The organism is Streptomyces sp. NBC_00287 (assembly GCF_036173105.1).
Lineage (GTDB): Bacteria > Actinomycetota > Actinomycetes > Streptomycetales > Streptomycetaceae > Streptomyces.
In genome coordinates, this window is record NZ_CP108053.1 from 4,839,759 (window position 1) to 4,864,135 (window position 24,377).

23 protein-coding genes and 1 tRNA gene are annotated in these 24,377 nt (G+C 68.7%); 14 read left to right on the forward strand and 10 right to left on the reverse strand.

Going from position 1 to position 24,377, the window contains the following annotated elements; all coding sequences use genetic code 11:
• The first annotated feature begins 244 nt into the window (after positions 1 to 244).
• Positions 245 to 772, forward strand: coding sequence for a peptidylprolyl isomerase (locus OHT76_RS22065; protein WP_328872571.1), 528 nt, complete (start codon positions 245 to 247; stop codon positions 770 to 772).
• Between the two features lie 107 nt (positions 773 to 879).
• Complete coding sequence (locus OHT76_RS22070) at positions 880 to 1,767, forward strand: rhomboid family intramembrane serine protease (protein ID WP_328872572.1); 888 nt, start codon at positions 880 to 882, stop codon at positions 1,765 to 1,767.
• Positions 1,768 to 2,044: 277 nt separating this feature from the next.
• Here the strand turns inward: OHT76_RS22070 and crgA are convergent, their stop codons facing one another.
• Positions 2,045 to 2,299, reverse strand: a complete 255-nt coding sequence (gene crgA, locus OHT76_RS22075) for a cell division protein CrgA (RefSeq protein ID WP_161163405.1) — start codon at positions 2,297 to 2,299, stop codon at positions 2,045 to 2,047.
• 140 nt (positions 2,300 to 2,439) lie between these two features.
• Here crgA and OHT76_RS22080 point away from each other — a divergent pair, with 140 nt between their 5' ends.
• From OHT76_RS22080 to OHT76_RS22105, 6 genes are read left to right on the forward strand one after another with little or no spacing between them, the layout of a single operon-like run.
• The gene (locus OHT76_RS22080; RefSeq protein WP_328872573.1) at positions 2,440 to 3,219 is read left to right on the forward strand and encodes a DUF881 domain-containing protein; all 780 of its coding nucleotides are present in this window, start codon (positions 2,440 to 2,442) and stop codon (positions 3,217 to 3,219) included.
• Positions 3,220 to 3,234: 15 nt separating this feature from the next.
• Positions 3,235 to 3,924, forward strand: coding sequence for a class E sortase (locus OHT76_RS22085; protein ID WP_328872574.1), 690 nt, complete (start codon positions 3,235 to 3,237; stop codon positions 3,922 to 3,924).
• Between the two features lie 18 nt (positions 3,925 to 3,942).
• Positions 3,943 to 4,140 (forward strand): hypothetical protein, encoded by a 198-nt coding sequence (locus OHT76_RS22090; protein ID WP_328872575.1) that lies wholly within the window; start codon positions 3,943 to 3,945, stop codon positions 4,138 to 4,140.
• A complete protein-coding gene (locus OHT76_RS22095; RefSeq protein ID WP_328872576.1) occupies positions 4,137 to 4,775 on the forward strand; it encodes an aminodeoxychorismate/anthranilate synthase component II in 639 nt (212 codons plus the stop codon). The genes OHT76_RS22090 and OHT76_RS22095 overlap by 4 nt, the downstream gene beginning before the upstream one ends.
• The gene (locus OHT76_RS22100) at positions 4,772 to 5,818 is read left to right on the forward strand and encodes a class E sortase (RefSeq protein ID WP_328872577.1); all 1,047 of its coding nucleotides are present in this window, start codon (positions 4,772 to 4,774) and stop codon (positions 5,816 to 5,818) included. The genes OHT76_RS22095 and OHT76_RS22100 overlap by 4 nt, the downstream gene beginning before the upstream one ends.
• Before the next feature lie 13 nt (positions 5,819 to 5,831).
• A complete protein-coding gene (locus OHT76_RS22105) occupies positions 5,832 to 6,569 on the forward strand; it encodes a class E sortase (protein ID WP_328872578.1) in 738 nt (245 codons plus the stop codon).
• A gap of 73 nt (positions 6,570 to 6,642) precedes the next feature.
• On the opposite strand, the gene pknB is transcribed toward OHT76_RS22105, so the two are convergent.
• The 6 genes from pknB to OHT76_RS22135 all read right to left on the reverse strand — a co-directional run bounded on the left by pknB (position 6,643) and on the right by OHT76_RS22135 (position 14,819).
• A complete protein-coding gene (gene pknB, locus OHT76_RS22110; RefSeq protein ID WP_328872579.1) occupies positions 6,643 to 8,643 on the reverse strand; it encodes a Stk1 family PASTA domain-containing Ser/Thr kinase in 2,001 nt (666 codons plus the stop codon).
• 171 nt (positions 8,644 to 8,814) lie between these two features.
• The gene (locus OHT76_RS22115) at positions 8,815 to 10,287 is read right to left on the reverse strand and encodes a peptidoglycan D,D-transpeptidase FtsI family protein (protein WP_328872580.1); all 1,473 of its coding nucleotides are present in this window, start codon (positions 10,285 to 10,287) and stop codon (positions 8,815 to 8,817) included.
• Positions 10,284 to 11,723 carry an FtsW/RodA/SpoVE family cell cycle protein gene (locus tag OHT76_RS22120; protein WP_328872581.1) on the reverse strand — a complete coding sequence of 480 codons (1,440 nt, stop codon included), beginning with the start codon at positions 11,721 to 11,723 and terminating at the stop codon, positions 10,284 to 10,286. The genes OHT76_RS22115 and OHT76_RS22120 overlap by 4 nt, the downstream gene beginning before the upstream one ends.
• Positions 11,724 to 11,750: 27 nt before the next feature.
• Complete coding sequence (locus OHT76_RS22125) at positions 11,751 to 13,334, reverse strand: Stp1/IreP family PP2C-type Ser/Thr phosphatase (protein WP_328876593.1); 1,584 nt, start codon at positions 13,332 to 13,334, stop codon at positions 11,751 to 11,753.
• A gap of 98 nt (positions 13,335 to 13,432) precedes the next feature.
• Entirely contained in the window at positions 13,433 to 13,948 is a 516-nt protein-coding gene (locus OHT76_RS22130; protein WP_328872582.1) for an FHA domain-containing protein FhaB/FipA, read from the reverse strand.
• A 10-nt stretch (positions 13,949 to 13,958) separates the two neighbouring features.
• Positions 13,959 to 14,819 (reverse strand): DUF3662 and FHA domain-containing protein, encoded by an 861-nt coding sequence (locus OHT76_RS22135; RefSeq protein WP_328872583.1) that lies wholly within the window; start codon positions 14,817 to 14,819, stop codon positions 13,959 to 13,961.
• A 417-nt stretch (positions 14,820 to 15,236) separates the two neighbouring features.
• Here OHT76_RS22135 and OHT76_RS22140 point away from each other — a divergent pair.
• Positions 15,237 to 15,320, forward strand: a tRNA-Leu gene (locus tag OHT76_RS22140).
• 143 nt (positions 15,321 to 15,463) lie between these two features.
• Complete coding sequence (locus OHT76_RS22145) at positions 15,464 to 16,408, forward strand: expansin EXLX1 family cellulose-binding protein (RefSeq protein WP_328872584.1); 945 nt, start codon at positions 15,464 to 15,466, stop codon at positions 16,406 to 16,408.
• A gap of 22 nt (positions 16,409 to 16,430) precedes the next feature.
• Here the strand turns inward: OHT76_RS22145 and OHT76_RS22150 are convergent, their stop codons facing one another.
• Both OHT76_RS22150 and OHT76_RS22155 read right to left on the reverse strand, forming a co-directional pair.
• Complete coding sequence (locus OHT76_RS22150; RefSeq protein WP_328872585.1) at positions 16,431 to 17,651, reverse strand: beta-ketoacyl-[acyl-carrier-protein] synthase family protein; 1,221 nt, start codon at positions 17,649 to 17,651, stop codon at positions 16,431 to 16,433.
• A gap of 306 nt (positions 17,652 to 17,957) precedes the next feature.
• Positions 17,958 to 18,944, reverse strand: a complete 987-nt coding sequence (locus tag OHT76_RS22155; protein ID WP_328872586.1) for an NAD-dependent epimerase/dehydratase family protein — start codon at positions 18,942 to 18,944, stop codon at positions 17,958 to 17,960.
• A gap of 184 nt (positions 18,945 to 19,128) precedes the next feature.
• On the opposite strand from OHT76_RS22155, the gene OHT76_RS22160 reads away from it, so the two are divergent.
• Positions 19,129 to 19,893, forward strand: a complete 765-nt coding sequence (locus OHT76_RS22160; RefSeq protein ID WP_328872587.1) for an SDR family NAD(P)-dependent oxidoreductase — start codon at positions 19,129 to 19,131, stop codon at positions 19,891 to 19,893.
• 378 nt (positions 19,894 to 20,271) lie between these two features.
• Here the strand turns inward: OHT76_RS22160 and OHT76_RS22165 are convergent, their stop codons facing one another.
• Positions 20,272 to 21,327 carry a ScbA/BarX family gamma-butyrolactone biosynthesis protein gene (locus OHT76_RS22165; protein ID WP_328872588.1) on the reverse strand — a complete coding sequence of 352 codons (1,056 nt, stop codon included), beginning with the start codon at positions 21,325 to 21,327 and terminating at the stop codon, positions 20,272 to 20,274.
• Positions 21,328 to 21,414: 87 nt separating this feature from the next.
• On the opposite strand from OHT76_RS22165, the gene OHT76_RS22170 reads away from it, so the two are divergent.
• From OHT76_RS22170 to OHT76_RS22180, 3 genes are all read left to right on the forward strand, one after another.
• Positions 21,415 to 22,083, forward strand: coding sequence for a ScbR family autoregulator-binding transcription factor (locus tag OHT76_RS22170; protein ID WP_328872589.1), 669 nt, complete (start codon positions 21,415 to 21,417; stop codon positions 22,081 to 22,083).
• A 47-nt stretch (positions 22,084 to 22,130) separates the two neighbouring features.
• Entirely contained in the window at positions 22,131 to 22,472 is a 342-nt protein-coding gene (locus tag OHT76_RS22175) for a LysR family transcriptional regulator (protein WP_328872590.1), read from the forward strand.
• A 438-nt stretch (positions 22,473 to 22,910) separates the two neighbouring features.
• On the forward strand, positions 22,911 to 24,281 hold the full coding sequence (locus tag OHT76_RS22180) for a class II 3-deoxy-7-phosphoheptulonate synthase (protein ID WP_443049820.1): 1,371 nt from the start codon (positions 22,911 to 22,913) through the stop codon (positions 24,279 to 24,281).
• The last annotated feature ends 96 nt before the right edge of the window (positions 24,282 to 24,377 follow it).

A 24,377-nucleotide genomic window follows, 5' to 3' on the forward strand; every position in this document is an offset into this window, starting at 1 on the left:
ACTTTCCACCCTTTTAGGGATCATGCCTGTCAATGAGCCCGGGAGCATGTGAGGGCGGGCATCCGGGTCACACGGCCGCATCCGGGTCACGCAGCGGCATCCAGGTCACAGAGATGAATACAGGGCAACAGGAGCTTGTCGTCGACAATGCCACGGATCGCCGATCCGCGCCCCCGGCCCGGGGCCACTCGACCGGATTTCTGCAAGGATCGAAGACTCACCAGAAGACCAAGGAAGGCACATCGTGGCCGAGCAGCTCTACGCCACCCTCAAGACCAACCACGGCGACATCGAAGTGCGGCTGCTGCCGAACCACGCGCCCAAGACGGTGCGGAACTTCGTCGAACTCGCCAAGGGCGAGCGTGAGTGGACCAACCCCGCCACCGGCGAGCGGTCGACCGACCCCCTCTACGACGGCACGATCTTCCACCGGGTGATCAGCGGCTTCATGATCCAGGGCGGCGACCCGCTGGGCAACGGCATCGGCGGCCCCGGCTACCAGTTCGGGGACGAGTTCCACCCCGACCTGCGCTTCGACCGGCCGTACCTGCTGGCCATGGCCAACGCGGGCCCGGGCACCAACGGCTCGCAGTTCTTCATCACCGTCGCCCCGGCCGTGCACCTCAACCGCAAGCACACCATCTTCGGCGAGGTCACCGACGCGGCCAGCCAGAAGGTCGTGGACGCCATCGCCACCACCCAGATCAACCCGCGCACCACCCGCCCGGTGAGCGACGTCGTCCTCGAGACCGTCGTGGTCGAGACCCGCTGAACAGGTCCTGGCATGTCCGAAGGGAACCAGAAGGGAACCAATCGCCCCGCTCATCCGTAAAAATGGGCGGGGCGGGTGCATGCCGGGACGACGACTTAGGGGATCTCATGGACCAGGCGCCAGACAGCGCGCACCAGGCCCAGGGCCTGCCCGGCTGCTACCGGCACCCGGACCGCGAGACCGGCGTCCGCTGCACGCGCTGCGAGCGCCCCATCTGCCCCGAGTGCATGGTGAGCGCCTCCGTCGGCTTCCAGTGCCCCGACTGCGTCCGCACCGGCTCCGGCACCGGACACTCGCCCACCGCGGCCCGTCCCCGCACGATCGCGGGCGGCACCCTCACCGCCGACCCGCACCTGATCACCAAGATCCTCATCGGCATCAACCTCGCGGTGTTCATCGCCGTACAGGCCAGCCAGTCGCTGCTGAACGACCTCGTCCTCCGCGGCGCCTGGCCCCCCGAGCCCTTCACCCCCACCCAGGGCGTCGCCGGCGGTGAGTGGTACCGCCTGGTCACCTCGATGTTCACGCACGAGGAGATCTGGCACATCGCCTTCAACATGCTCAGCCTTTGGTGGCTCGGCGGCCCTCTCGAAGCCGCCCTCGGCCGAGCCCGCTACCTGGCCCTCTACCTGGTCTCAGGCCTGGCAGGCAGCACCCTCGCCTACCTCCTGGCCTCCCCCACCACGGCCACCCTCGGCGCCTCCGGGGCCATCTTCGGCCTCTTCGGCGCCACCGCCGTCCTGATGCGCCGCCTCAACTACGACATGCGGCCCATCATCGCCCTGCTGGCGATCAACCTGATCTTCACCTTCAGCCCCGGCTTCAACATCTCCTGGCAGGCCCACATCGGCGGCCTGGTGGCAGGCGTGATCATCGGCTACGGCATGGTCCACGCCCCGCGCGAGCGGCGGGCCCTGGTCCAGTACGGCACCTGCGCCCTGGTGCTGGCGGTGGTCGTCGGGCTCACCCTGCTGCGGACCGCCCAGCTCACCTGAGCTGTGCGTATCCACAGGTGAGCGACGCTGTTGTCCACAGCATGTGCCGGATCTTGTGCATACAGTGCGGGAACAGCTGTGCCCCCTGTCACCGACCAGCGTTTCCGCAGGTCAGACAGGGGGCGAACGCGTTTTCGATTGCCGGTACTTCCGTCACACCGGCGTCAACACCCGGCGGGTTATCCACAGATCGTCTTTCTTTTCCCCATGTGGAAAACCGCTGTGGATAACTCAGCGGATAGCCCTGGGCAGAGCTGAGTTCACCGGGAAGCGGCCGTTACTTCCACTGCGTGGAGACGCCGAATCCGGCGGCGATGAAGCCGAAGCCGACCACGATGTTCCAGTTGCCCAGCGCGTCGATGGGCAGCGAACCGTCGGTCACATAGAACACAACGATCCAGGCCAGTCCGATGACGAACATGGCCAGCATCACGGGTGCCACCCAGCCACGGCTGGTCAGCTTGATGGCGGTCGCCTGCTTCGCCGGCGGCGGCGTGTAGTCGGCCTTCTTGCGGATACGTGACTTCGGCACGAGGGTCTCTCCTGTCGATGCGCTGCGTGGCCGCGCAGGGAATGTGGCTGGCTCGGGGCAGCGTACAAGGGGACACTGAGTGCTCCCCCGGGCGTCCGTTAGCGTAGTGCTTCCGTGGCGCCGAAGGAGATAAGGGTACGTTGAGCAATTCTGCCGACTTCCCCCCACCGGGATCCAGTCCTGCCCGCGGGCGCCGTCTGCGGCCCGTGCGGGTGCTCACCGCCGCCGTCTTCGCTCTCGCGGGCCTCATTTTCTTCACGAGTTTCAATACGGCCAAGGGCACCAATATCCGCACGGACGCCTCCTTGCTGAAGCTTTCGGACCTGATCCATGAGCGCAGCCTGAACAACGGCGAGCTCGACGAGTCCAACGCGGCCCTGCGCGAGGACGTGGAGACCCTCGCGGAGCGGGACGACGGCAGCACCAAGGCCGAGGACGAGAAGCTCGCGGGTCTGGAGAAGAGCGCGGGCACGCAGAAGCTGACCGGTGAGGCGCTCACCGTGACCCTGAACGACGCCCCGCCGGACGCCACCGCGAAGCTCCCCGGCTATCCCGAGCCGCAGCCCGACTACCTGGTCATCCACCAGCAGGACCTCCAGGCCGTGGTGAACGCGCTCTGGGAGGGCGGCGCCAAGGGCATCAAGGTCATGGACCAGCGGCTGATCTCCACCAGCGCCGTGCGCTGCGTCGGCAACACCCTGATCCTCCAGGGCCGCGTCTACTCACCGCCGTACAAGATCACGGCGATCGGGGAGCCGGAGAAGCTGCAGAAGGCGCTTGCGGAGAGTCCGGCGATCCAGAACTACATGGTCTACGTCAATGTGTACGGCCTGGGCTGGAAAGTCACCGAGGACGGGACGGTGACTCTTCCCGGTTACTCGGGCACAGTGGATCTGCAGTACGCCCAGCCCGTGGAGTGAGACCGGGAGCGGCCGGTGCGCGTTGTCGTCAGGACCGTCAGCGAGCTGTGTATCACCGTAGGCGCCGTGATCGTCCTGTTTGTCGTCTATGTGCTGTTCTGGACGGGCGTGAAGGCCGACCACGTCATGGACGACCAGATCGACCAGCTCGAGGAGCAGTGGGCGCAGGGGAGTGTGCGGCCGACTCCCGCGGCCGGTGCCTCCGCGAGCGCTCCGCCGTCGCCGGCGCCGTACCGGAGTGGCAAGCCTTTCGCGATCATGTACATCCCGCGTCTTGGTTTCACGTGGAACAAGCCGGTGCTGGAGGGCACGGAGACCGGCACTCTCAAGAAGGGCCTCGGGCACTATGCGCGGACCGCGCGGCTCGGACAGAAGGGCAACTTCTCGGTTGCGGGCCATCGGCGGACGTACGGCGATCCCTTCAAGGACTTTCCCAGGCTGCGTGCCGGGGACGCGGTCGTGCTGACGGACGGGACGACCTGGTTCACGTATCGCATCGACGAAGGTCCTTACAAAACCGTGCCCACGGACATTGAGGTGATCGATCCTGTGCCACGTAAGTCGGGGTACACGCGCGAGGGCCGCTATCTCACGCTCACCACGTGCGATCCGGAGTGGGGTCACAGCCACCGGCTGATCGTCTGGGCGCACCTGGACGCCACACAGCCTGTGGAGGCCGGGAAACCAGCGGCCCTGCGCCGTTAGTCTGGTGGGCGGTACGGCGTGAGTCTGGTGCCGTGGCGCTACGGAAGGGACGGCATGTACGGCTGGATCTGGCGGCATCTGCCGGGAAACGCGTGGGCGAAGGCCCTGCTGTCACTGGTGTTGGTCGTGGCCGTGGTGTACGTCCTGTTCCAGTACGTCTTCCCGTGGGCCGAGCCGCTGCTTCCCTTCAATGATGTGACGGTGGACAACCAGTGAGCGCGCGCATTCTTGTCGTCGACAACTACGACAGCTTCGTCTTCAACCTGGTCCAGTACCTGTACCAGCTGGGCGCCGAGTGCGAGGTCCTGCGCAACGACGAGGTCTCCACGGCCCACGCCCAGGACGGCTTCGACGGCGTCCTGTTGTCGCCGGGTCCCGGTACGCCGGAGGAGGCGGGCGTCTGCGTCGAGATGGTCCGCCACTGCGCGGCCACCGGTGTCCCCGTCTTCGGGGTCTGCCTGGGGATGCAGTCGATGCAGGTGGCGTACGGCGGTGTCGTGGACCGGGCGCCGGAGCTGCTGCACGGGAAGACCTCGCCGGTCGAGCACGAGGGCAAGGGTGTCTTCGCGGGCCTGCCCTCCCCCTTCACGGCCACGCGCTACCACTCCCTGGCCGCCGAGCCGGCCACGGTGCCGGCCGCGCTGGAGGTCACGGCGCGGACGCACGACGGCATCATCATGGGGCTGCGGCACCGTGAACTCCCGGTCGAGGGTGTGCAGTTCCACCCCGAGTCGGTGCTGACCGAGCACGGTCACCGGATGCTGGCGAACTGGCTGGTGGAGTGCGGTGACCAGGGTGCCGTGGCGAGGTCGGCGGGGCTCGCCCCGGTGGTGGGCAGGGCCACGGCGTGACCCAACTGCGCCCCGAGCGCGAGTCCGGTGCCTCGTACGGGGAGCAGCCGTACGGGGATTCCGGTGTGCTCGGGGAGTGGTACGACAGCGCGGGCGGGGGCGAGCCGTGGGTGCCGCCGGCCGATGACGAGACGGTGGCGCTGCGGGTTCCGGATCCGCCAGAGCGGATATCCGCGTCTGCGGGCGTGTCCGAGGCTTCCGCTTCCGGATCCCCGGTGGGGGGTCGTGCGGCCCGTAGGAAGGCCGCCAAGCGGCGTCATGGCCGTCATGGGGGCGCACCGCAGACTGCACCGGAGTCCTCGGAGTCCCCGGAGTCCGGGGGCAGGCCGCTGTCGCGGGTGGAGGCGCGTCGGCAGGCGCGGGCGCGGAAGCCGAGTGCGGGGGTGCTGGCCAGCCGGGCGATCGGCGAGGTGTTCATCACGACCGGTGTGCTGATGCTGCTGTTCGTGAGCTACCAGTTGTGGTGGACGAACGTGCGGGCGCATGCGCAGGCGGACAAGGAGAAGAACAACCTCCAGGAGGACTGGGAGAGCGGCAAGCGCAATCCCGGAACCTTCGAGCCGGGCCAGGGTTTCGCCATCCTGCACATCCCGAAGCTGGATGTCGTGGTGCCCATCGCGGAGGGCATCAGCAACAAGCAGGTGCTGGACCGGGGGATGGTCGGGCATTACGGCGAGGGTGAGTTGAAGACGGCGATGCCGGACGCGAAGACGGGGAACTTCGGTCTGGCCGGCCATCGCAACACGCACGGCGAGCCGTTCCGCTACATCAACAAGCTCCAGCCGGGCGATCCGATCGTCGTGGAGACGCAGGACGACTACTACGTCTACAAGATGGCGTCGCTGCTGCCGGTGACGTCACCGAGCAATGTGAGCGTGCTGGATCCCGTCCCCAAGGACGGGGGCTTCACCGAGCCGGGTCGCTACATCACCCTCACCACGTGCACGCCGGAGTTCACCAGCAAGTATCGGTTGATCGTCTGGGGCAAGATGGTCGAGGAACGGCCGCGCAGCAAGGGCAAGCCGGATGCGCTAGTCCAGTAAGGGCAGATGAACAGTGGCAGCGACCACCGAGCAGCAAGAGCTGACGGACACCCCCGCCTCCCCGCGGCGCCGGGGCACCGGCCGGATCGCGGCGGCGATCAGCGTCTTCGGTGAACTCCTCATCACGGCGGGCCTGGTGCTGGGTCTGTTCGTCGTCTACTCCCTGTGGTGGACGAATGTCATCGCGGACCGCAAGGCGGATCAGCAGGGCGACAAGGTCCGTGACAGCTGGGCCCAGGAGGAGGACGGCCCGGTCGCGTTCGACTCCAAGAACGGCATCGGCTTTCTGCACGTCCCCGCGATGACCGGGGGCGAGATCCTGGTCGAGAAGGGCACGACGTCGAAGATCCTCAACGACGGCGTCGCCGGCTACTACACGGACCCGGTCAAGGCGACCTTGCCGACCTCCGGCAAGAAGGGCAACTTCTCCCTCGCCGCCCATCGCGACGGCCACGGCGCGAAGTTCCACAACATCGACAAGCTGGAGAAGGGCGACCCGATCGTCTTCGAGACGAAGGACAAGTGGTACGTCTACAAGGTCTACGCCGCGCTCCCGGAAACCTCGAAGTACAACGTCAAGGTCCTCGGCCCCGTCCCCAAGGAATCGGGCAAGCAGAAGGCGGGCCACTACATCACCCTGACGACCTGCACCCCGGTGTACACCTCCCGCTACCGCTACATCGTGTGGGGCGAACTGGAGCGCGTGGAGAAGGTGGACGAGCAGCGGACGCTGCCGGAGGAACTGCGCTAGCGGGACGTACGACGAAGGCCCCGGCTCCCCTCAAGCAAGGGGAGCCGGGGCCTTCGTACGGTCTGCGACTGGGTCAGTCCTCCGTGCGGAACGACGTTCCCGTCACGCCGCCGAAGATTCCGCCGTTGCCGTTGCCGCCGTCGTCCCCGCTCTCGACGGCGACGATGTCGACCGTCTGACCCTGGTTGACCGTGGTCCCCGGGGTCGGGTTCGAGCTGAAGACGGTGGCGTCGTCGTTCGGGGAGCCGGTGATGTTGCCGACGACCAGGCCCGCGTCCTCTAGCATCTTCTTGGCGTCCTTGAGCTTCTGGCCCTGGATCTGCGGGACCTGGACCTGGGTGTTCGCGGGCGCCTTGCCGATCTGGATGTTGACCTTGGAGCCCGCGTCGGCCTGCTGGCCGGCCGACGGGGTGGTCGTGATGACCTTGCCCACCTGGTTCGGGTCCTGGGTCTCGACCTCGGTGCACTCGCCCACCAGGTCGTTCTCCGTCATCCGTGCCTTGGCCTCGTCACAGGTCGAGCCGGCGACGTCCGGCACCGTCGACTGCTCCTGCGCCTTGGCCACGGTGAGGGTGATCGTGGAGCCCTTCTCGACCTCCTCGCCGAGTTCGGGGTCCTGTCCCGTGACCGTGCCCTCCGTCTCCGACGACACCTCCTCGACCTTCTTGACGACGAACTCGTACTTGTCGCCCTCGAGCGTCGACTTGGCGTCCTCGAAGTCGTCACCGAGGACACTCGGCACCGCCACCTTCGGCGCGCCGGTGGAGACGACCACGTTGACAATGGAGTCCTTGTCGACGGACGTGCCCCCCTTCGGGTCCTGCGAGCAGATCTTGCCCTTGACCTGGTCCTCGCAGGGCTCTTCCGTGTTCTTCAGCTTCACTTCCGCGTTGTCGGCCAGCTTCTCGGCCTCCGGCAGCGTCAGGCCCACCAAAGAAGGCGCCTTCGTGGTGGTGTTGGCCACCCCTTCGCCGTCGAAGATCCACTTGCCGATCAGGATCGCGCCGACCAGGACCAGCACCGCGGCCACGACCAACAGGATTGTGGAGGTGTTGGACTTCTTCTGGCGGCGCCGGTCGGGGCGGTCGTCGTAGCCGAAGCCGCCGTCGTCCGGGTTCATCGGCGGCAGCATCGACGTGGCGCCGGCGTCCGAGGAGCGCAGGGCCGTCGTCGGCTGGTCGTCGGGGTAGCCGCCGTAGCCGACCGAGCCCATCGCCGCTGTGGCCGCGACCGGCTGGCCGTCGAGGCAGGCCTCGATGTCGACCCGCATCTCGTCGGCGGACTGGTAGCGGTAGTTCGGGTCCTTGGTCAGCGCCTTCAGGACGATCGCGTCCATCTCGGGCGTGATCTCGGGGTCGAATACCGAAGGGGCCTGGGGTTCCTCGCGGACGTGCTGGTACGCCACCGCCACCGGGGAGTCGCCCACGAAGGGCGGCCGTACCGTCAGCAGCTCGTAGAGCAGACAGCCGGTGGAGTAGAGGTCCGATCTCGCGTCGACCTGCTCGCCCTTGGCCTGCTCCGGTGAGAGGTACTGGGCCGTGCCGATGACCGCGGAGGTCTGCGTCATCGTCATGCCGGAGTCGCCCATGGCGCGGGCGATACCGAAGTCCATGACCTTGACCTGGCCGTTGCGCGTCAGCATGACGTTCGCCGGCTTGATGTCGCGGTGCACGATGCCGCTGCGGTGGGAGTACTCCAGGGCCTGGAGGATCCCGATCGTCATCTCCAGGGAGCGCTCCGGCAGCAGCTTGCGGCCGCTGTGCAGAAGCTCACGCAGGGTGGAGCCGTCGACGTACTCCATGACGATGTACGGGATCGACACGTTGTCGATGTAGTCCTCGCCCGTGTCGTAGACCGCCACGATCGCGGGGTGGTTGAGCGAGGCGGCCGACTGGGCCTCCCGGCGGAAGCGGGCCTGGAAGGACGGGTCGCGCGCGAGATCCGCGCGCAGCGTCTTCACCGCCACGGTGCGGCCGAGGCGAGTGTCATGCGCGAGGTAGACCTCCGCCATGCCACCACGGCCGAGCACCTGGCCCAGCTCGTACCGGCCGCCGAGGCGACGCGGCTCTTCCATAAGCTACCTACCAGCCCTCTCCGTCGGTCCCGACCCGCACGTTCGTACGGTTCGGAGGCTGCCGTCCGGGCCTACCGTACCCGGCTCGCTCTGTGTGACCTGGCCAAGCCCGTCACCCGATACAGGACCGGTATCGCAACGTGCACCGATGTGAAGGTGGCGTGAGCGGGGTCACTTCTTGCTGTCGATGACTGCCTTCATCACGTCCCTTGCGATCGGGCCGGCGAGACCGCCGCCGCTGATGTCGTCACGGTTGGCCGCGCCGTCCTCGACGACCACCGCTACGGCGACCGGCGAGCTGCCGTCGCTGAGCTTGGCGTAGGAGATGAACCAGGCGTACGGCTTCTCGCTGTTGTTCAGGCCGTGCTGGGCGGTACCGGTCTTGCCGCCGACCGTGGCCCCGTCGATCTTCGCGCTGGAGCCGGTGCCCTGCGGGTCGTTGACGACGGCCTCCATCATTTCCTGGAGCTTTTGCGCGGTGTCGGCGGAGACTGCCTGGGACAGCTCCTCGGGCTCATAGGTCGCGATGGTGTCGAGGTCCGAGGTGAGCTGGTCCACCATGTACGGCTTCATCAGCTTGCCGTCGTTGGCGACGGCCGAGGCGACCATGGCCATCTGCAGCGGGGTGGCCCGGTTGGAGGCCTGGCCGATGCCGTCCATGGCGTTCTGCGGGGCGTTGTCCTCGGGGTAGACGCTCTCGGAGGCGCGGACCGGGGTGTCCAGCTCGGCGTTGTTGTAGCCGAACTTCTCCGCCTGCTCGATCATCTTCTCGTTGCCGACGTTGTCGGCCATCTTCGCGAAGACGGTGTTGCAGGACACCATGAGCGCGTACCGCAGGGTGGCGTTCTTGCACTCACCGTGCTGGTTGGTGAGGGGGTCTCCGGTGGTCTCCGGCAGCTGGTACGGGTCCGGCGTCTTGGTGGCGTCGTCGATCCCCGAGACCTCGCCGTTCTCCAGCGCGGCGGCCGCGGTGACCACCTTGAAGGTGGAGCCCGGCGGGTAGGTCTCGCGCAGCGCCCGGTTCAGCATCGGGTCGTCGGGGTTGTTCGCCTTCTGTACGGCGCTCCAGGCCTTGGCGTCCTTGTCGGAGGTCCCGGCGAACTTCGAGGGGTCGTACGACGGTGTGGAGACCAGCGCCAGGATCTTGCCGGTGGCCGGGTCGATCGCGGCGACGGCGCCCTTCTTGTCGCCGAGCCCCTCGTACGCGGCCTTCTGCGCGGCGGCGTTGAGGGTGGTGACGACATTGCCACCCTCCTTCGACTTGCCGGTGATCATGTCGAGGGTGTTGCGGAAGAAGAGCCGGTCGTCGTTGCCGGTGAGGATGCCGTCCTCCAGCTTCTCCAGCTGGTTGGCGCCGAACGCCTGCGAGGAGTAGCCGGTGACCGGCGCCCACATGGGGCCGTTGGTCCAGGTGCGCTTGTACTTGTAGTCGCCGCTCTCGGACTCCACGGAGCCGGTGATGGCCTTGCCGTCGACGATGATGTTGCCGCGCGGGGTGGAGTAGCGCTCAATGTTGACGCGGCGGTTCTCGGTGTCGCTGGCCAGCTCGTCAGCCTTGACGTACTGCAGGTAGTTGTTGCGCAGCAGCAGGGTGAGGATCAACAGTCCGCAGAAGATCGCGATCCGGCGCAGGGGCTTGTTCATGACGGGCGCACCACCTGTGTCATCTCGGCGTCGGGGTTGGGGGCGGGTGCCGGGGCCGGGCGGCGCGCGGTATCGCTGATGCGGATGAGGATGCCGATCAGGGCCCAGTTGGCGATGACGGAGGAGCCGCCGGACGCCAGGAACGGCATGGTCATACCGGTGAGCGGGATCAGGCCCATGACGCCGCCGGCGACGACGAAGACCTGGAGGGCGAAGGCGCCGGACAGTCCGATGGCGAGGAGCTTGCCGAAGGGGTCCCGGGCTGCGAGGGCGGTGCGCACGCCGCGCTCGACGATCAGGGCGTAGATGAGAAGGACCGCCATGACGCCGGCCAGGCCCAGTTCCTCGCCGAAGGTGGCGAGGATGAAGTCTGAGTTCGCGGCGAACCGGATCAGCTCGGAGTGGCCCTGGCCCCAGCCGGTGCCGAGCGTGCCGCCGGAGCCAAACGCCCAAAGGGCCTGCATGGCCTGTTCGGAGTGGCCGTCGACGCCCTGGCGGGAGAGCATGTACTCGCGCATCGGGTCGAGCCAGGCGTCCACACGCTGCTGGATGTGCGGCTCGAAGCTTGCCACGCCGACCGCGCCGACCGCGGACATCAGCAGACCGAAGACGATCCAGCTGGTCCGCTCGGTGGCGACGTACAGCATGATGACGAACATTCCGAAGAACAGCAGCGACGTACCGAGGTCGGTCTCGAAGACCAGGATGAGGATCGACATCGCCCAGACGACGAGGATCGGGCCGAGGTCGCGGCCGCGCGGCAGGTACAGGCCCATGAAGCGGCGGCTGGCCAGGGCGAGCGCGTCGCGCTTGACCATCAGGTAGCCGGCGAAGAAGACCGCGAGAACGATCTTCGCGAACTCACCGGGCTGGATGGAGAATCCGGCGACCGAGATCCAGATCTTGGCGCCGTAGAGGTTCTTGCCGAGGCCCGGCACCAGCGGCAGCAGCAGGAGGAACAGCGCGCCGACCATGGAGATGTAGGTGTAGCGCTGAAGGACGCGGTGGTCCTTGAGGAAGATCAGCACCGCGACGAAGAGGGCGATTCCCAGCGCCGTGTACATCAGCTGCCGCGGTGCGGCCGAGCCGGCCTGGCCGATCGACTGGAGCAGCTCCGACTGGTCCAGCCGCCAGATGGCGACGAGCCCGAGTCCGTTCAGCAGCGTTGCCAGCGGCAGCATCAGCGGATCCGCGTACGGCGCGAACTTCCGCACCACGAGATGGCCGACGCCGGCCAGCAGGCCGAGGCCCAGGCCGTAGCTCAGCAGGCCGGTCGGCACCTCGTCGTTCATCGCAAGACCCACGTTGGCGTAGGCGAAGACCGGGATGACGACGGCGAACACCAGCAGCGCGAGCTCGGTGTTGCGTCGGCTCGGGGCGCCGATGGAGCCGATCGTGGACGTGTGGTGCGTCGAGGGGTTGGAAGTACTGCTCATCGTGTGACGGGGCCTCTCACGGCTTGCCTACTGCGTACCGCACTTCGAGACGACCTTCTGCTCTTCCTCCGAGAGTGTGGGGCCGGGAGTGGGAGTAGGTGCGGTCGTGGACGGGGACGGGGAGGTCGATGCCGAACCCGAGGGGGAACCCGACGGGTTCGGTGTCGGTGACGCCTTGGACGTGAGGGAGGTACGCGTGGTTCCCGTGGTGCCTCCGGCCTCGCCCTCGCCGGTCTTGGAGTTCTGCTCGCTCTCGGCCGCCTGCCGCTCGGACTGCTTCTTGCACGCGGAGGCCTGCAGGGCCAGCTCGTCGATCTTCTTCTGGGCGTTGTCGAGTCCGCCCTCGGCGATCGTCGCCTCGACGAGTTCCTGCTGGTACGGCGGGAGGTACTTGAGTTCGATCTCGGGGTGGTCCTTCTCCACCTCCGACAGCGAGACCCAGGCGAGGTCCTGGCTGATGCCGCGGTACAGGGCGACATGCTCGCCGTTGGCGCCGACGTAGTACTGGGTCTGCGTCCATCGCCAGCCGCCGTACAGACCGCCGCCGAGGACGGCCAGCGCGAGTGCGGAGTAGAGGGATCTCTTCAGCCACTTGCGGCCCTTGCGGGGCTTGACGAAGTCGTCGTCGCTGTAGTCGCCGAAGCCGGCCGTGTTGATGTAGCCGGTGACGTCGCCGGAGCCGGGCGGGCCGAACTCGCCGCCCCCGCCGCCCTGTCCGGGCACCTGGCGGCCGAGCCCGGAGGCGCGGCCGGCCGGGGTCTGCATGATGCCGTTGTCGTGCAGCTGGAGCTGGTTCTCGGCGACGGCTCCGACCACGACGGGCTGGTCGGAGATCTGCCCGGCGAGGGTGTCACCGGTGTCCAGGTCGAGGACGTCCGCGACGATCACGGTGATGTTGTCGGGGCCGCCGCCGCGCAGTGCGAGCTGGATGAGCTCCTGCACGGTCTCCTGGGGGCCCTGGTAGCTGGCGAGGGTGTCCTCGAGGGTCTGGTGGGAGACCACGCCGGAGAGGCCGTCGGAGCAGATCAAGTAGCGGTCGCCGGCGCGGACTTCGCGGATGGAGAGGTCGGGCTCGACATGGTCGCCGCTGCCCAGCGCGCGCATCAGCAGGGAGCGCTGCGGGTGCGTGGTCGCTTCCTCTTCGGTGATCCGGCCCTCGTCGACCAGGCGCTGCACCCAGGTGTGGTCCTGGGTGATCTGCGTCAGCACACCGTCGCGCAGCAGATACGCGCGCGAGTCGCCGACGTGCACGAGGCCCAGGCGCTGGCCGGTCCACAGCAGGGCGGTGAGCGTGGTGCCCATGCCCTCCAGCTGCGGGTCGTCCTCGACCATCGAGCGCAACTGGTCGTTGGCGCGCTGCACGGCCGTACCGAGCGAGGTGAGGATGTCGGAGCCGGGGACGTCGTCGTCGAGGGCGACGATGGTGGAGATCGCCTCGGAGGAGGCGACCTCGCCCGCGGCCGCGCCGCCCATGCCGTCGGCGATGGCGAGCAGTCGGGGACCGGCGTATCCGGAGTCCTCGTTGCCCTCCCGGATCATGCCTTTGTGCGATCCGGCGGCGAAGCGCAGTGACAGACTCATGCGCACCTCGCCCGTCGGCTCCGGGTACATCCGCACGGTGCCCACCCTCCGGTCGGGAGCGCGCCGGGGCCCGTCGTGGGGGCCGCCGCTGCGTGCTCGCTCCGCTCGCGCCTATTCATGATGCAGCACTACTTCCGCAGCTCGATGACGGTCTTGCCGATGCGGATCGGCGCGCCCAGCGCAATCGGTGTCGGGGTCGTCAGCCGCGTTCGGTCGAGATACGTGCCATTGGTGGAGCCCAGGTCCTCGACGATCCACTGGCCGTCGCGGTCCGGGTAGATCCTGGCATGCCGGCTGGAGGCGTAGTCGTCGTCCAGCACGATCGTGCTGTCGTGCGCCCGGCCCAGCGTGATGGTCTGGCCCTGGAGCGCGACCGTGGTGCCGGTGAGGGTGCCCTCGGAGACCACGAGCTTGGTGGGGGCGTTACGGCGCTGGCGGCCGCCCCCTGCTGCCTGCTGGCGCTGCTGCGGCGGCGCCGCCTGCCGCGCCGGCTGCTGCTGGCGTCCGGCCTCCCGGCGCGAGCCGCGCTGGGTGACGCGCGTACCGAACAGGTCGCTGCGGATGACCTGCACGGCCACGATCACGAACAGCCACAGGACGGCCAGGAAACCCAGCCGCATGACCGTGAGGGTCAGCTCTGACATTGCCCCCGCTTCACCCTTCGGCTTGCCTATAGAGAATGGTGGTGTTGCCCACGACGATCCGCGAGCCGTCGCGGAGCGTAGCGCGGGTGGTGTGCTGCCCGTCCACCACGATGCCGTTGGTGGACCCGAGATCCTGGATCGTCGAGGGCGTTCCGGTCCGGATCTCACAGTGCCGGCGGGAGACGCCGGGGTCGTCGATCCGCACGTCGGCCTCGGTGCTGCGACCCAGCACGAGCGTCGCGCGGGAGATCTGATGGCGGGTGCCGTTGATCTCGATCCAGTAGCGGGTGCGGCCGGGGGCCGCGGGTGCCGTGGGGCGCTGGCCGCCCGCGGGCTGCGGGTAGCCGTAGCCGCCGGGGCGGGCGCCGCCGGGGGGCGGTGCGCTCGGCATGGGCGGGGCTCCCGCGGGTGCGGCCGGAGCGGCGGCGGGCGGGTAGCCGTAGCCGCCGGGGCGTCCGGCCGGGGCGGGGGCGGGCGGGCCGCCCTGCTGGTCGGTGGAGCCTGCCAGGGTGCGGCTGCGCACGCGGTACAGGCCGGTGTCGAGGTCGTCGGCCTTCTCCAGGTGGACCTTGATGGGGCCCATGAAGCTGTAGCGCTGCTGCTTGGCGTAGTCGCGGACCATGCCGGCGAGCTCGTCGCCGAGCTGCCCGGAGTAGGGGCTCAGGCGCTCGAAGTCGGGCGCGCTCAGCTCGACGATGAAGTCATTGGGGACGACCGTGCGGTCGCGGTTCCAGATGGTCGCGTTGTTGTCGCACTCGCGCTGCAGCGCGCCCGCGATCTCCACCGGCTGGACCTCGGACTTGAACACCTTGGCGAAGGTGCCGTTGACCAAACCTTCGAGACGCTGCTCGAACTTCTTCAGGACTCCCATGGGGCACCTCCTCCGTAGCTGCTTCTGTGTCTTACCTCGTACTGCTTACTGATCGTATCCACGCGCCGGTAAATCGGCTGGTTCCCCCTGTCGGCCCAGTCGACGGGTGTCGACGCCTGACGAAGTTCCCTGTGGGGCTCCTCTTCGAACTCTTCTCGGACGTCCGTCCTGCCAAGGATCGTAGAGGCGGCCGAAGACCAGTGTCCCGCACCTGACTGTGGACCCGGACCGGCTCCTGGGCAGACGGGCCGGACCGGTACGAGGTTGATACGTGAACCGGTACGGCCTGAGACAGGGGGCCCTGTGGGGCTGCTGCCCTGGGCAGAAGGGATGTGAACCCACCCTGGCCGGCGTGCTAATGTTCTGGGTGTCGGAAGGCGCCGGACCGCAGGGAACGGGCCCGAAAACACACCCAATGCGCGGGTGGCGGAATAGGCAGACGCGCTGGATTCAGGTTCCAGTGCCCGCAAGGGCGTGGGGGTTCAACTCCCCCCTCGCGCACAGCTGGAAGCCCCTCAGGTCATGGACCTGAGGGGCTTTCTCGTGTTGCGGTACCGCTCCCCGGCTGCTGTCGGTGTGATGTTCGCCGGTGTGAGGACTCTCACTCGCGGCAACCTTTGCGCTGCCTGTGGCCACTGGCAGGTATGCAGACAGCGAGACAGGCCGCGCGGCAGCGGCGGCGCAGGCGCAGGTTGGTGGTGGGCGGCGCGGTGATGCTGGCCGTTGCGGGTGTTCTCGCCGGGCTGGTCGTGGCGCTGGGGTCCGACGACGGCACAGATGCGGCGTCGGTTGCGGTCGCGCCCGACGTCGGCCGGGTGAGCGCTGCGGCCACGACCACGCCCCCGGCCGCGACCAGCAGTCCGCCCCCGAAGAGAACTCCGTCCCCCACGGCCTCTGCGACCACCGCGGCGCCCCGCCCGTCAGCCACCAAGGCCCCGCCGACGACCCCCACCGCGGCAGCCTCGGCCGCCTCGGTGGGCCGGATCCGGCCCGGCACCGATTACCAGGGCGTCGCCACCCACTACGACGCCGGTAACGGCGACGGTGCCTGTCTCTTCGGGCCGAGCGACGACCTCATGATCGCGGCGATGAACACCACCGACTACGAGACGTCCAAGGCGTGCGGCGCCCATGTGCTGGTGCGCGCGGCGAACGGAAAGTCCATCACCGTCCGGATCACCAACGAGTGCCCGCTGCCCTGCGCGCCCGGCCAACTCGACCTCAGCAGACAGGCCTTCGCCAAGCTCGCCGATCCCGTGCAGGGCCGGATCCCGATCACCTGGAGCCTGCTGAGCCCCGGCACGGCCGAGACGATCTCCCTTCGCTACAAGACCGGGTCGAGCCGGCACTGGTGCGGCATCCAGGCGATCGGTCACCGCAATCCGGTGGCCCGTCTCGAGGTCAACACCTCCGGAGGATGGCGGCAGTTGACCCGTACCGAGTACAACTACTTCCTCTCCGCCGACGGCGCCGGATGCGGAGGTTCGATCAGGGTCACCGACATCTACGGGGAGCGGCTGACGTTCGACGGGATCGCGATCCGTCCCGATGCCGCGCAGCCGACCGGGCGGCAGTTCGCTCGGCACTGAGCCCGGCGCCGAGCCGCGTGGGTCAGGCGCGCTTCATCACCAGGCTGACGTTGTGGCCGCCGAAGCCGAAGGAGTTGGAGAGGGCCGCGTCCCAGGTGCCGGTGCGGTTCTCGCCGCTCACCACGTCCAGGCGGACCTCGGGGTCCTGCTCGTCGAGGTTGCGAACCGCCGGGACGACGCCGTGGTGCAGGGAGAGGAGTGTGGAGAGGGCGCCGAAGGCGCCGGAGGCGCCGAGCATGTGGCCCGTCATGGACTTGGTGGCGGTGACCGCGGCCTCCTCGCCGAAGACCTTCGCCAGCGCCTCGGCCTCGGCGAGGTCACCGCTCGGGGTGGAGGTGGCGTGCGCGTGGACGTGCCCGATGTCACGGGCCTCGACGCCCGCGTCGGCCAGCGCCGTACGCATCGCCTGCACCTGGCCCTCCGCGTCGGAGGCGGTGATGTGCTGGGCGCTGGACTGCACGGCGGCGCCCGCCAGCGCACCGTAGACACGTGCCCCGCGCGCCCGGGCGAACCGAGCGCGTTCCAGTACGACCAGGGCGGCGCCCTCGGCGATCACGAACCCGGAGCGGGCCGCGTCGAACGGACGGGACACCGCGGCCGGGTCGCCGCCCTGCACGGACAGCGCCTTCATCTGGGCGAAGGCCGCGATCATGAACGGGTGCAGGGTGGCCTCCGTACCGCCCGCGACGACGACATCCGCGCGGCCCGCCCGGATCAGGTCCAGGCCCAGCGCGATCGACTCGGCGCCGGAGGCACAGGCACTGACGGGGGCGCGCGCGCCGGCCCGCGCGCCGAGCTCCATGGAGACCCACGCGGCCGGGCCGTTGGGCATCAGCATCGGCACGGCGAACGGCGACAGGCGCCGCATCCCCGAGCTCTCGTAGAGGTCGTCCTGGCCCAGTGAGCTGAGGATGCCGCCGATGCCGGTGCCGACGACGACGGCGAGGCGCTCCGGCTCGACCTGCGGCACGCCCGCGTCCTGCCAGGCCTCGCGGGCGGCGAGTACGGCCAGTTGCTCGCCCCGGTCCAGCTTGCGGGCCTGCACCCGGCCGATCGCTTCGGCCGGGTCGCACTCCACGGTGCCGGCGATCCGCACCGGCAACTCCTCGGGCCAGTCGGCCCCGAGCGCGCGGACACCGGAGCGCCCGGCCAGCAGGCCGTCCCAGGACGCGGCGGCGTTCGCGCCCAGCGGCGTCAGCGCACCCACACCTGTCACCAGTACGTCGTCACCGTGCGGGGCCATCTCAAGTCTCCTCGGATCCGGCGGGATCATTGTCGGTACGTCCTCTCACCATGGCCGTCCGGTGGTCCGGAGGGGCCCGTCGGACGCGAACGGGCAAGAGATCCTGCGTGAACGTGGCACCGGGTCCCGGCGCGTCAAACCGGCGTTCCGGCATCCCTGTTGTCGTGCGCGGATGTGCCACAGCGCGTGCGCTGCCCGGCGACAAGGCCGCGTCAAGGCGGCCTAGCGTGGCCTCGGTGCAGCGGCGCCCCGCCGGACCGGGGACAGCCCGGTGGGGTTCGCGGCCGTGTGCGCCGGTTGCGGTCATCACCTTGTGGGGAACAGCTCGCCGTCCGTGCGGCGGGACAGGAGGGACCGGTACCAGGTGGCACCGACGGCGAAGTCACGGGTGAACTCGCTCGTGGGCGCCATGTCGAGCAACTGCCACAGACGGGAGCTGTCGTACCAGTGGTCGACCGCGAGCAGCGACAGACGCCGCCGGACCAGGCGGTCCCGGTCGGCGCCGGTCAGGGCGGCCGCCCGGTCGTAGGACACCTCGCCCTCGGGCAGGGGAAGGCGCAGCTCACGGCAGACCGTCTCGATCAGGTCCCGCACCAGGACCGGCTCCGGCCGGCCCGCGTGCAGGACCGCACCGCGCGGGAGTTCGGGACGCAGGGCCAGTGCGGCCACGATCCGGGCCAGGTCGTGCACACCGATCACGGACGTGCGGGCACCACCGCCGTCGATCCAACGGGGGAAGGCGGTGAGGAAGTCCACCAGAGCCGGGACCACCCAGACGTCTCCGGGGCCGTAGACCAGATGCGGGCGCAGGACCAGACCGCCGGCCGCGAGGACCCGCTGTTCCCCGGCCAGCCTGCTGACGCTCGTCGGCGAGGACGGGCCGAGCTCCGGCTCGCCCTCCTTGGCTCCGGTGTGCGGCTCGTCCCGGTAGACGGCCGTCGTGCCCAGCTGGACGATCCGCTCGACCCCCGCGCGAGCGGCCTCTTCCAACAGGGCCTCGGTTCCGGTGTCGTTGACGGCCGCGCACTCCTCGGGGCTGCCACCGATCAGCGAGGCCAGATGGAGGACGGTGTCCACGCCGTCGCAGACACCGCGCAGCGAGCGCGGGTCGCCGAGCGAGCCGTGGCGCACCTCCACCCGGCCCGTGTCGTCGAGGGCCGGGGGCCGGTTGTGGACGAGTAGGCGCACGTGCGGAGCTTCCATCGGGTGAGGGTCGGTGGAGAGCAGACCGGTGACGTGGGAGCCCACGAAGCCGGTCCCACCGGTGATGAGGATCCGTCGCGTCGGTGCCATGGGAATTTCTTTCCGATCTCGTCTCGGGAAAAGGGATCAGGGATCAGGGCAGGCAGTGCGGAACGGAGGGGGGAGAAAGCGGCGCGTGGGGGTTGCCGATGCTGTGGAAAAGGTCGGGTAAGGATTCGAGTCAGAATTGAGTACGACTCGAATCGGGGACTTCTTTTACGGGTAATGTGAGGCCATGCCGAGCGGCGGACTTCTTCAGGGAAAGCACGCGTTCATCACGGGCGCCAGCAGTGGAATCGGAGCGGCGGCGGCCCGGGTTTTCTGCCGGGAGGGCGCCGCTGTCACCTTGGCCGCCCGCCGCGGAAAACGGCTCGCGGCGCTGGTCGACGAACTGCGTGCCGAGGGGTACGACGCCCAGTACGTGGTGGTCGACGTATCGAGGAACGAGCAGGTGGCGGAGGGGGTGGCGCAGGCTGTGGGGAGGTTCGGGAAGCTCGATGTGGCGTTCAACAACGCCGGCGTCGCGGCCGAGGGCACGCCCATGCACATGATGAGCGACGAGATCTACAACACCGTCATGGACACCAATGTCCGCGGTGTGTGGAACTGCCTTCGCCATGAAATCACGGCGATGCTGGGCCGAGGTGGCGCCATTGTGAACACCAGCAGTACGGCAGGGCTGGTGGCGACCCCGGTGGCCGCTCCCTATATTGCCGCCAAACATGCGGTCATCGGATTGACGAAGGCGGTTGCCGCGGAATATTCGGCGAGCGGAATTCGGGTCAACGCCATTGTGCCCGGGGCGACCCACAGCGAAATGACGGACGCGTGGATGGCGAAAGTCCCCGGGGTGGCGGACGAATTGGCGCGGGCGGCGCTGCTGCCGCGGATCGCCGTACCGGAGGAGATCGCCGAGGCGGCGGCCTGGCTGAGCAGCGACCGGGCCTCGTTCGTGGTCGGCGCGACGGTGCCGGTGGACGGCGGGTGGACGGTGCGATGAGGACGGTGGGGCTGAGCGGCGGTGGCCGGCGGCGGCAGATCGTGCCGTGCGGGCTCCGTCGGTGCGGGTCATGGGAGACGGGCTCCTGAACTGAGGCGGAACAAGGTGCGCCAGGTGAGGGATTCGAGGGTTCGAGGGTGAAGGGCGGTGAGGGTCGATGGGCGGATGCCGGCGAGGCCACGCCGAGGAGGACCCGGCGCGCGAGGGCCGCGTACGACGCCACACATGCCGGGGTACGGCTGTACGGCTCGGACGGCACGAGCGCCTGGGGGTCGGTAGCGGATCGTCGCAAGGGCGGTGCCCGGAGGTGTCCGGGAGTGGGTGCCGACTGTGCGCCTACTAGATGTACGGTTCTGCGGCGCCCCAAAGGGGCGAGTGCTACCGGAACAGGATCTCGAAGACCTGCTCACCGTTCTGATGTCCGGTGACGGACAGGACGTACCCGCGGTCGGCCTCTTCCTTGAGGTCCGCACGGACGACACAGGCCGAGTCGAACTCGACATACCGCGAGCAGGAAACCTCGCAGGACGACGGCCGGAAGGGACGCTCCCCGAAGACCGCGTATGCAGCCTGCTGCGCGGCGTCGAGCAGAACCATCGCCGGCATATGGTCGTTCGGGTGGTCGAACATCAGCTCGTTCGACACATCGGCCCGCAGCAGCCACTCGCCGGGACGCTCCCCGGGCGCCAGGGCCACATCGCAGTCGTGGGTCCGGCCGACGGAGTGCGGCGGCACGGGCGCGGGCAGTGGCGCGGCGAGCGCATCGGCCCACGCGGTCTCGGTACGGCCGCGCCGCAGTCGGCGATAGACCTCGCCGGTCATGACGGAGCACTCACCGCCGCCGGTGCCGATGATCTCGCCGTCCACCCGGAGGACCACACGGGCCTCCAGCGCGGACGGGACGCCTCGGCGGTGCTTGAGATCGTGGATGGAGACATCGAGGTCGAGCCGGGCCGGCGCGTCGGGTGCGAGCAGCCGGCTCGGGTCCACGCGGTGATGCGCGGACGACACCAGGAACTGGTGCCCGAGCGGTACGCCGAGGCCGTCGTGAGCGACCAGGATCACGGCCTGGCGGACGCTCTCGATGACCAGCGAGGGCAGGAAGTTGCCCTGTTCGTCCGTGAACCGGCGGTGGTCGGCGGGCCATTGCGTGGAGACGGTGTAGTGACCGTCGTCGTGCTTGGTGATGTCGGTCGGGAGCACGTCCTTTTGGTGCGTGCGATGTACGAGCCTGGTGTCGATCGACGCCGCGGGCGGCAGGATGCACGGCCTGGCCGGTGCGGCCGGCCTGACCGGAAACACCGTCTTCCTTATCCCCCCGTGGCGGCGTCGGCCCCTGTGAATACCAATGTTGGTGGTCATTGCTCTTCCTTCTGGAACGAGAAGGTGCATGACGGGTGACTGGTTCCAACCCCGCCGGTAAGATACGCGCATGCGGGTATGTTTTTCAATGAGAGCCGGTGGTTCCGCATACGAGCCCGCAGCTGTTCATCATCAACAACGACGAAGGAAGGGGGCCCAGTGGCGCAGCAGGATCGAGCCATCAGGACACGTCAAGCGATTCTGGAAGCGGCGGGCGAGGTCTTCGCGGAGTGCGGCTACTCCGCCACGAGGATCTCGGACGTTTACCAGCGGTGCGGTGTGACGAAGGGGGCCTTCTACTTCCACTTCACCTCCAAGGCCGAGCTGGCGCAGGCGGTGCTGGACGAGCAAGTGGCGGAGCAGTTCCGGTACTTCGCGCCGCCGCAGGAGCCGGGCGCGCCGAAGATCCAGGAGTGGGTGGATGTGACGCTGCTCGTGGCGCACCGGCTTACCTTCGACCGGATGCTCCAGGGCAGCATTCGCCTCGCCGTCGACATGGGGCATGACGTCGTCGACCGCAAGGTGCCGTACCAGGCCTGGATCGAGGTCAGCACCCAGCTGCTCGGGGAGGCCCAGGAGCAGGGGGAGTTGGTACCGGGGATCGATGTGGCCACGGTGTCCGACGCGGCGGTGGGTGCGTTCACCGGGGTGCAGTTGCTGTCGGAGATCATGACGAACCGGGCCGATGTGGAGGAGCGGATCGCCGTTCTCTACGACCTGATGGCCCGCTCGCTGGCCACCCCCGAGGTGTACGCCCGGCTCGAGATCACCGCGGAGCGCGGCAAGCGGCTGACTCGCGGGGCCGCCACGGTCCACAGCTCTGTCTGAGAGCGGTTCTGGGCGGCCCTCGTCGGGCCGCCTGAAGGGAGCGGCACATGCAGATCCAGCAGCTACGGGCATTTCGTGAGGTGGCGGCCGAGTCGAGCGTGACCCGGGCGGCGCGCAACCTCAACTACGCGCAGTCCACGGTGACGGCGCAGATCCAGAACCTGGAGGAGTCCGTCGGTGCGGCCCTGTTCGACCGCAGCCACCGCCGACTGACGCTGACCGAGGCGGGGTTACGGCTGCTGCCGTATGCCCGGATCATCCTCGACGCGGCGGAGGAGGGGCGGCGGGCGGTGGCCACGGAGCCGGCCTGTACGGCTCCGGCACGCAGACCCCGGGCACGGAGGGTGGGTGTGCGCGAACGCGCCAGGAGTGGTGCGCGGTTCGAGTAGTCGAGGGCTTTGCCGGTGCCCGGCATTGCCCTCTTTCTCTTTTCCTGCATGGCTGAAAAAAGTCCCCCGGCATCCCGGTTCCGCATTTCCCTCACTCGGAATGATCCATTCCGGCGCCCCGCCCGTAAATCTCTCACTCCCGGAATATGAAATTCCGGCGTCCCGGTCCGCTCACGCGTGTTTCGACAAGGGACGGTGCGCGGGGTGGCAACCACGGGGGTGGGGGTGTTCGTAGTGTCGTCGCAGTGGCCCTCCCGTCGACCGGTGCCCTCCTCGTACTTCCCCCGGCGAGGAGCGTCCCGGCGGTGGGAGGGCCACTCCGTGCCCCAGGTCCCGCGGCCCCCGGGGCAGCGCACCGGCCCTTCCCCCGGACACCCGAACCGACACCCTTCCCCGGACAAGAGTGAGGCTCAGCCCAACATGAATGCTGATCAGCGCATGACGGATGTGGATTCCTGGCGCCTGCTTCCGGCCGCCCAGCAGCCCGACTGGCCCGACCCGGACGCCCTCAAGGGCGTGCTCGAAGAGCTGGCGTCCTACCCGCCGCTGGTGTTCGCCGGGGAGTGCGACCAACTGCGTGAGCGCATCGCCCGGGTGGCCAAGGGCGAGGCCTTTCTGCTCCAGGGCGGCGACTGCGCCGAGACCTTCGACGGGATCACCGCCGACCAGGTGCGGGACAAGGTCAAGACGCTGCTGCAGATGGCCGCCGTACTGACCTACGCCACCTCCGTACCGGTCGTGAAGATCGGCAGGATCGCCGGTCAGTACTCCAAGCCGCGCTCCAAGCCCGTCGAGGTCCGCGGCGAGATCACCCTGCCCGTCTACCGCGGTGATGCCGTCAACGGGCAGGAGTTCACCGAGGAGGCCCGCCGGCCCGACCCGGAACGCCTCAAACGCATGTACCACGCCTCCGCCTCCACCCTGAACCTCATACGGGCCTTCGTCACCGGTGGGTACGGGGATCTGCGGCAGGTGCACGAGTGGAACCGGGACTTCGTCAACAACTCCCCCATCGGCGCCCGTTACGAGGCCCTCGCCCGGGACATCGACCGCGCCCTGACCTTCCTCGCCGCCTGTGGCGCGGACCCCGGCGAGTTCCACCTCGCGGAGTTCTACTCCAGCCACGAGGCGCTGCTGCTCGACTACGAGGCCGCCCTCACCCGTACCGACTCGCGCACCGGGCACGCCTACGACGTCTCCGGGCACATGGTCTGGATCGGTGAGCGCACCCGCCAACTCGACCACGCGCACGTGCAGTTCGCGGCATCGGTGCGCAACCCCGTGGCCGTCAAGCTCGGTCCGTCGGTCTCCCGCGACGAGGTGCTCGCGCTCATCGACAAGCTGGACCCCGAACGGGAGCCGGGCCGCCTGTCGTTCATCACGCGGATGGGCCGCGACAAGGTGCGTGACGTACTGCCCTCGCTCGTCGAGGCCGTGGGCGAGGCCGAGGCGCCCGTCGCCTGGATCTGCGACCCGATGCACGGCAACACCTTCTCTGCGGCCAGCGGTCACAAGACCCGCCGCTTCGACGACGTCCTGGACGAGGTGACCGGCTTCTTCGAGGCGCACCGTGAGCTCGGCACCCACCCCGGCGGCATCCACATCGAGCTGACCGGCGATGACGTCACCGAGTGCGTCGGCGGCGGCCACCCCATCGGCCTGACCGATCTGCACCGCCGCTACCAGACCGCCTGCGACCCCCGGCTCAACCGCTACCAGGCGCTCGATCTCGCCTTCCAGGTCGCGGAGTTGTACGCCGACCGCGCCGTCCGGGCCATTCCTGGGCCGCGTATCGCACGGGCGGCCTGAGCAGGCACGTCGTCTGCGTGAGGCCGGGCCGACGGTGGTCCGGCCTCAGCGGCGCGCCCCTTCGTATCCATCGAAACTCTCGATCCAAGTAGAAAA

Excerpts from the sequence above, each read along its gene's own strand:
- OHT76_RS22070 (WP_328872572.1), top strand. The coding sequence starts at position 880 with ATGGACCAGGCGCCAGACAGCGCGCACCAGGCCCAGGGCCTGCCCGGC.
- pknB (WP_328872579.1), bottom strand. The coding sequence starts at position 8,643 with ATGGAAGAGCCGCGTCGCCTCGGCGGCCGGTACGAGCTGGGCCAGGTG.
- OHT76_RS22115 (WP_328872580.1), bottom strand. The coding sequence starts at position 10,287 with ATGAACAAGCCCCTGCGCCGGATCGCGATCTTCTGCGGACTGTTGATC.
- OHT76_RS22120 (WP_328872581.1), bottom strand. The coding sequence starts at position 11,723 with ATGAGCAGTACTTCCAACCCCTCGACGCACCACACGTCCACGATCGGC.
- OHT76_RS22125 (WP_328876593.1), bottom strand. The coding sequence starts at position 13,334 with ATGTACCCGGAGCCGACGGGCGAGGTGCGCATGAGTCTGTCACTGCGC.
- OHT76_RS22130 (WP_328872582.1), bottom strand. The coding sequence starts at position 13,948 with ATGTCAGAGCTGACCCTCACGGTCATGCGGCTGGGTTTCCTGGCCGTC.
- OHT76_RS22135 (WP_328872583.1), bottom strand. The coding sequence starts at position 14,819 with ATGGGAGTCCTGAAGAAGTTCGAGCAGCGTCTCGAAGGTTTGGTCAAC.
- OHT76_RS22145 (WP_328872584.1), top strand. The coding sequence starts at position 15,464 with ATGCAGACAGCGAGACAGGCCGCGCGGCAGCGGCGGCGCAGGCGCAGG.
- OHT76_RS22150 (WP_328872585.1), bottom strand. The coding sequence starts at position 17,651 with ATGGCCCCGCACGGTGACGACGTACTGGTGACAGGTGTGGGTGCGCTG.
- OHT76_RS22155 (WP_328872586.1), bottom strand. The coding sequence starts at position 18,944 with ATGGCACCGACGCGACGGATCCTCATCACCGGTGGGACCGGCTTCGTG.
- OHT76_RS22160 (WP_328872587.1), top strand. The coding sequence starts at position 19,129 with ATGCCGAGCGGCGGACTTCTTCAGGGAAAGCACGCGTTCATCACGGGC.
- OHT76_RS22165 (WP_328872588.1), bottom strand. The coding sequence starts at position 21,327 with ATGCGCGTATCTTACCGGCGGGGTTGGAACCAGTCACCCGTCATGCAC.
- OHT76_RS22175 (WP_328872590.1), top strand. The coding sequence starts at position 22,131 with ATGCAGATCCAGCAGCTACGGGCATTTCGTGAGGTGGCGGCCGAGTCG.
- OHT76_RS22180 (WP_443049820.1), top strand. The coding sequence starts at position 22,911 with ATGACGGATGTGGATTCCTGGCGCCTGCTTCCGGCCGCCCAGCAGCCC.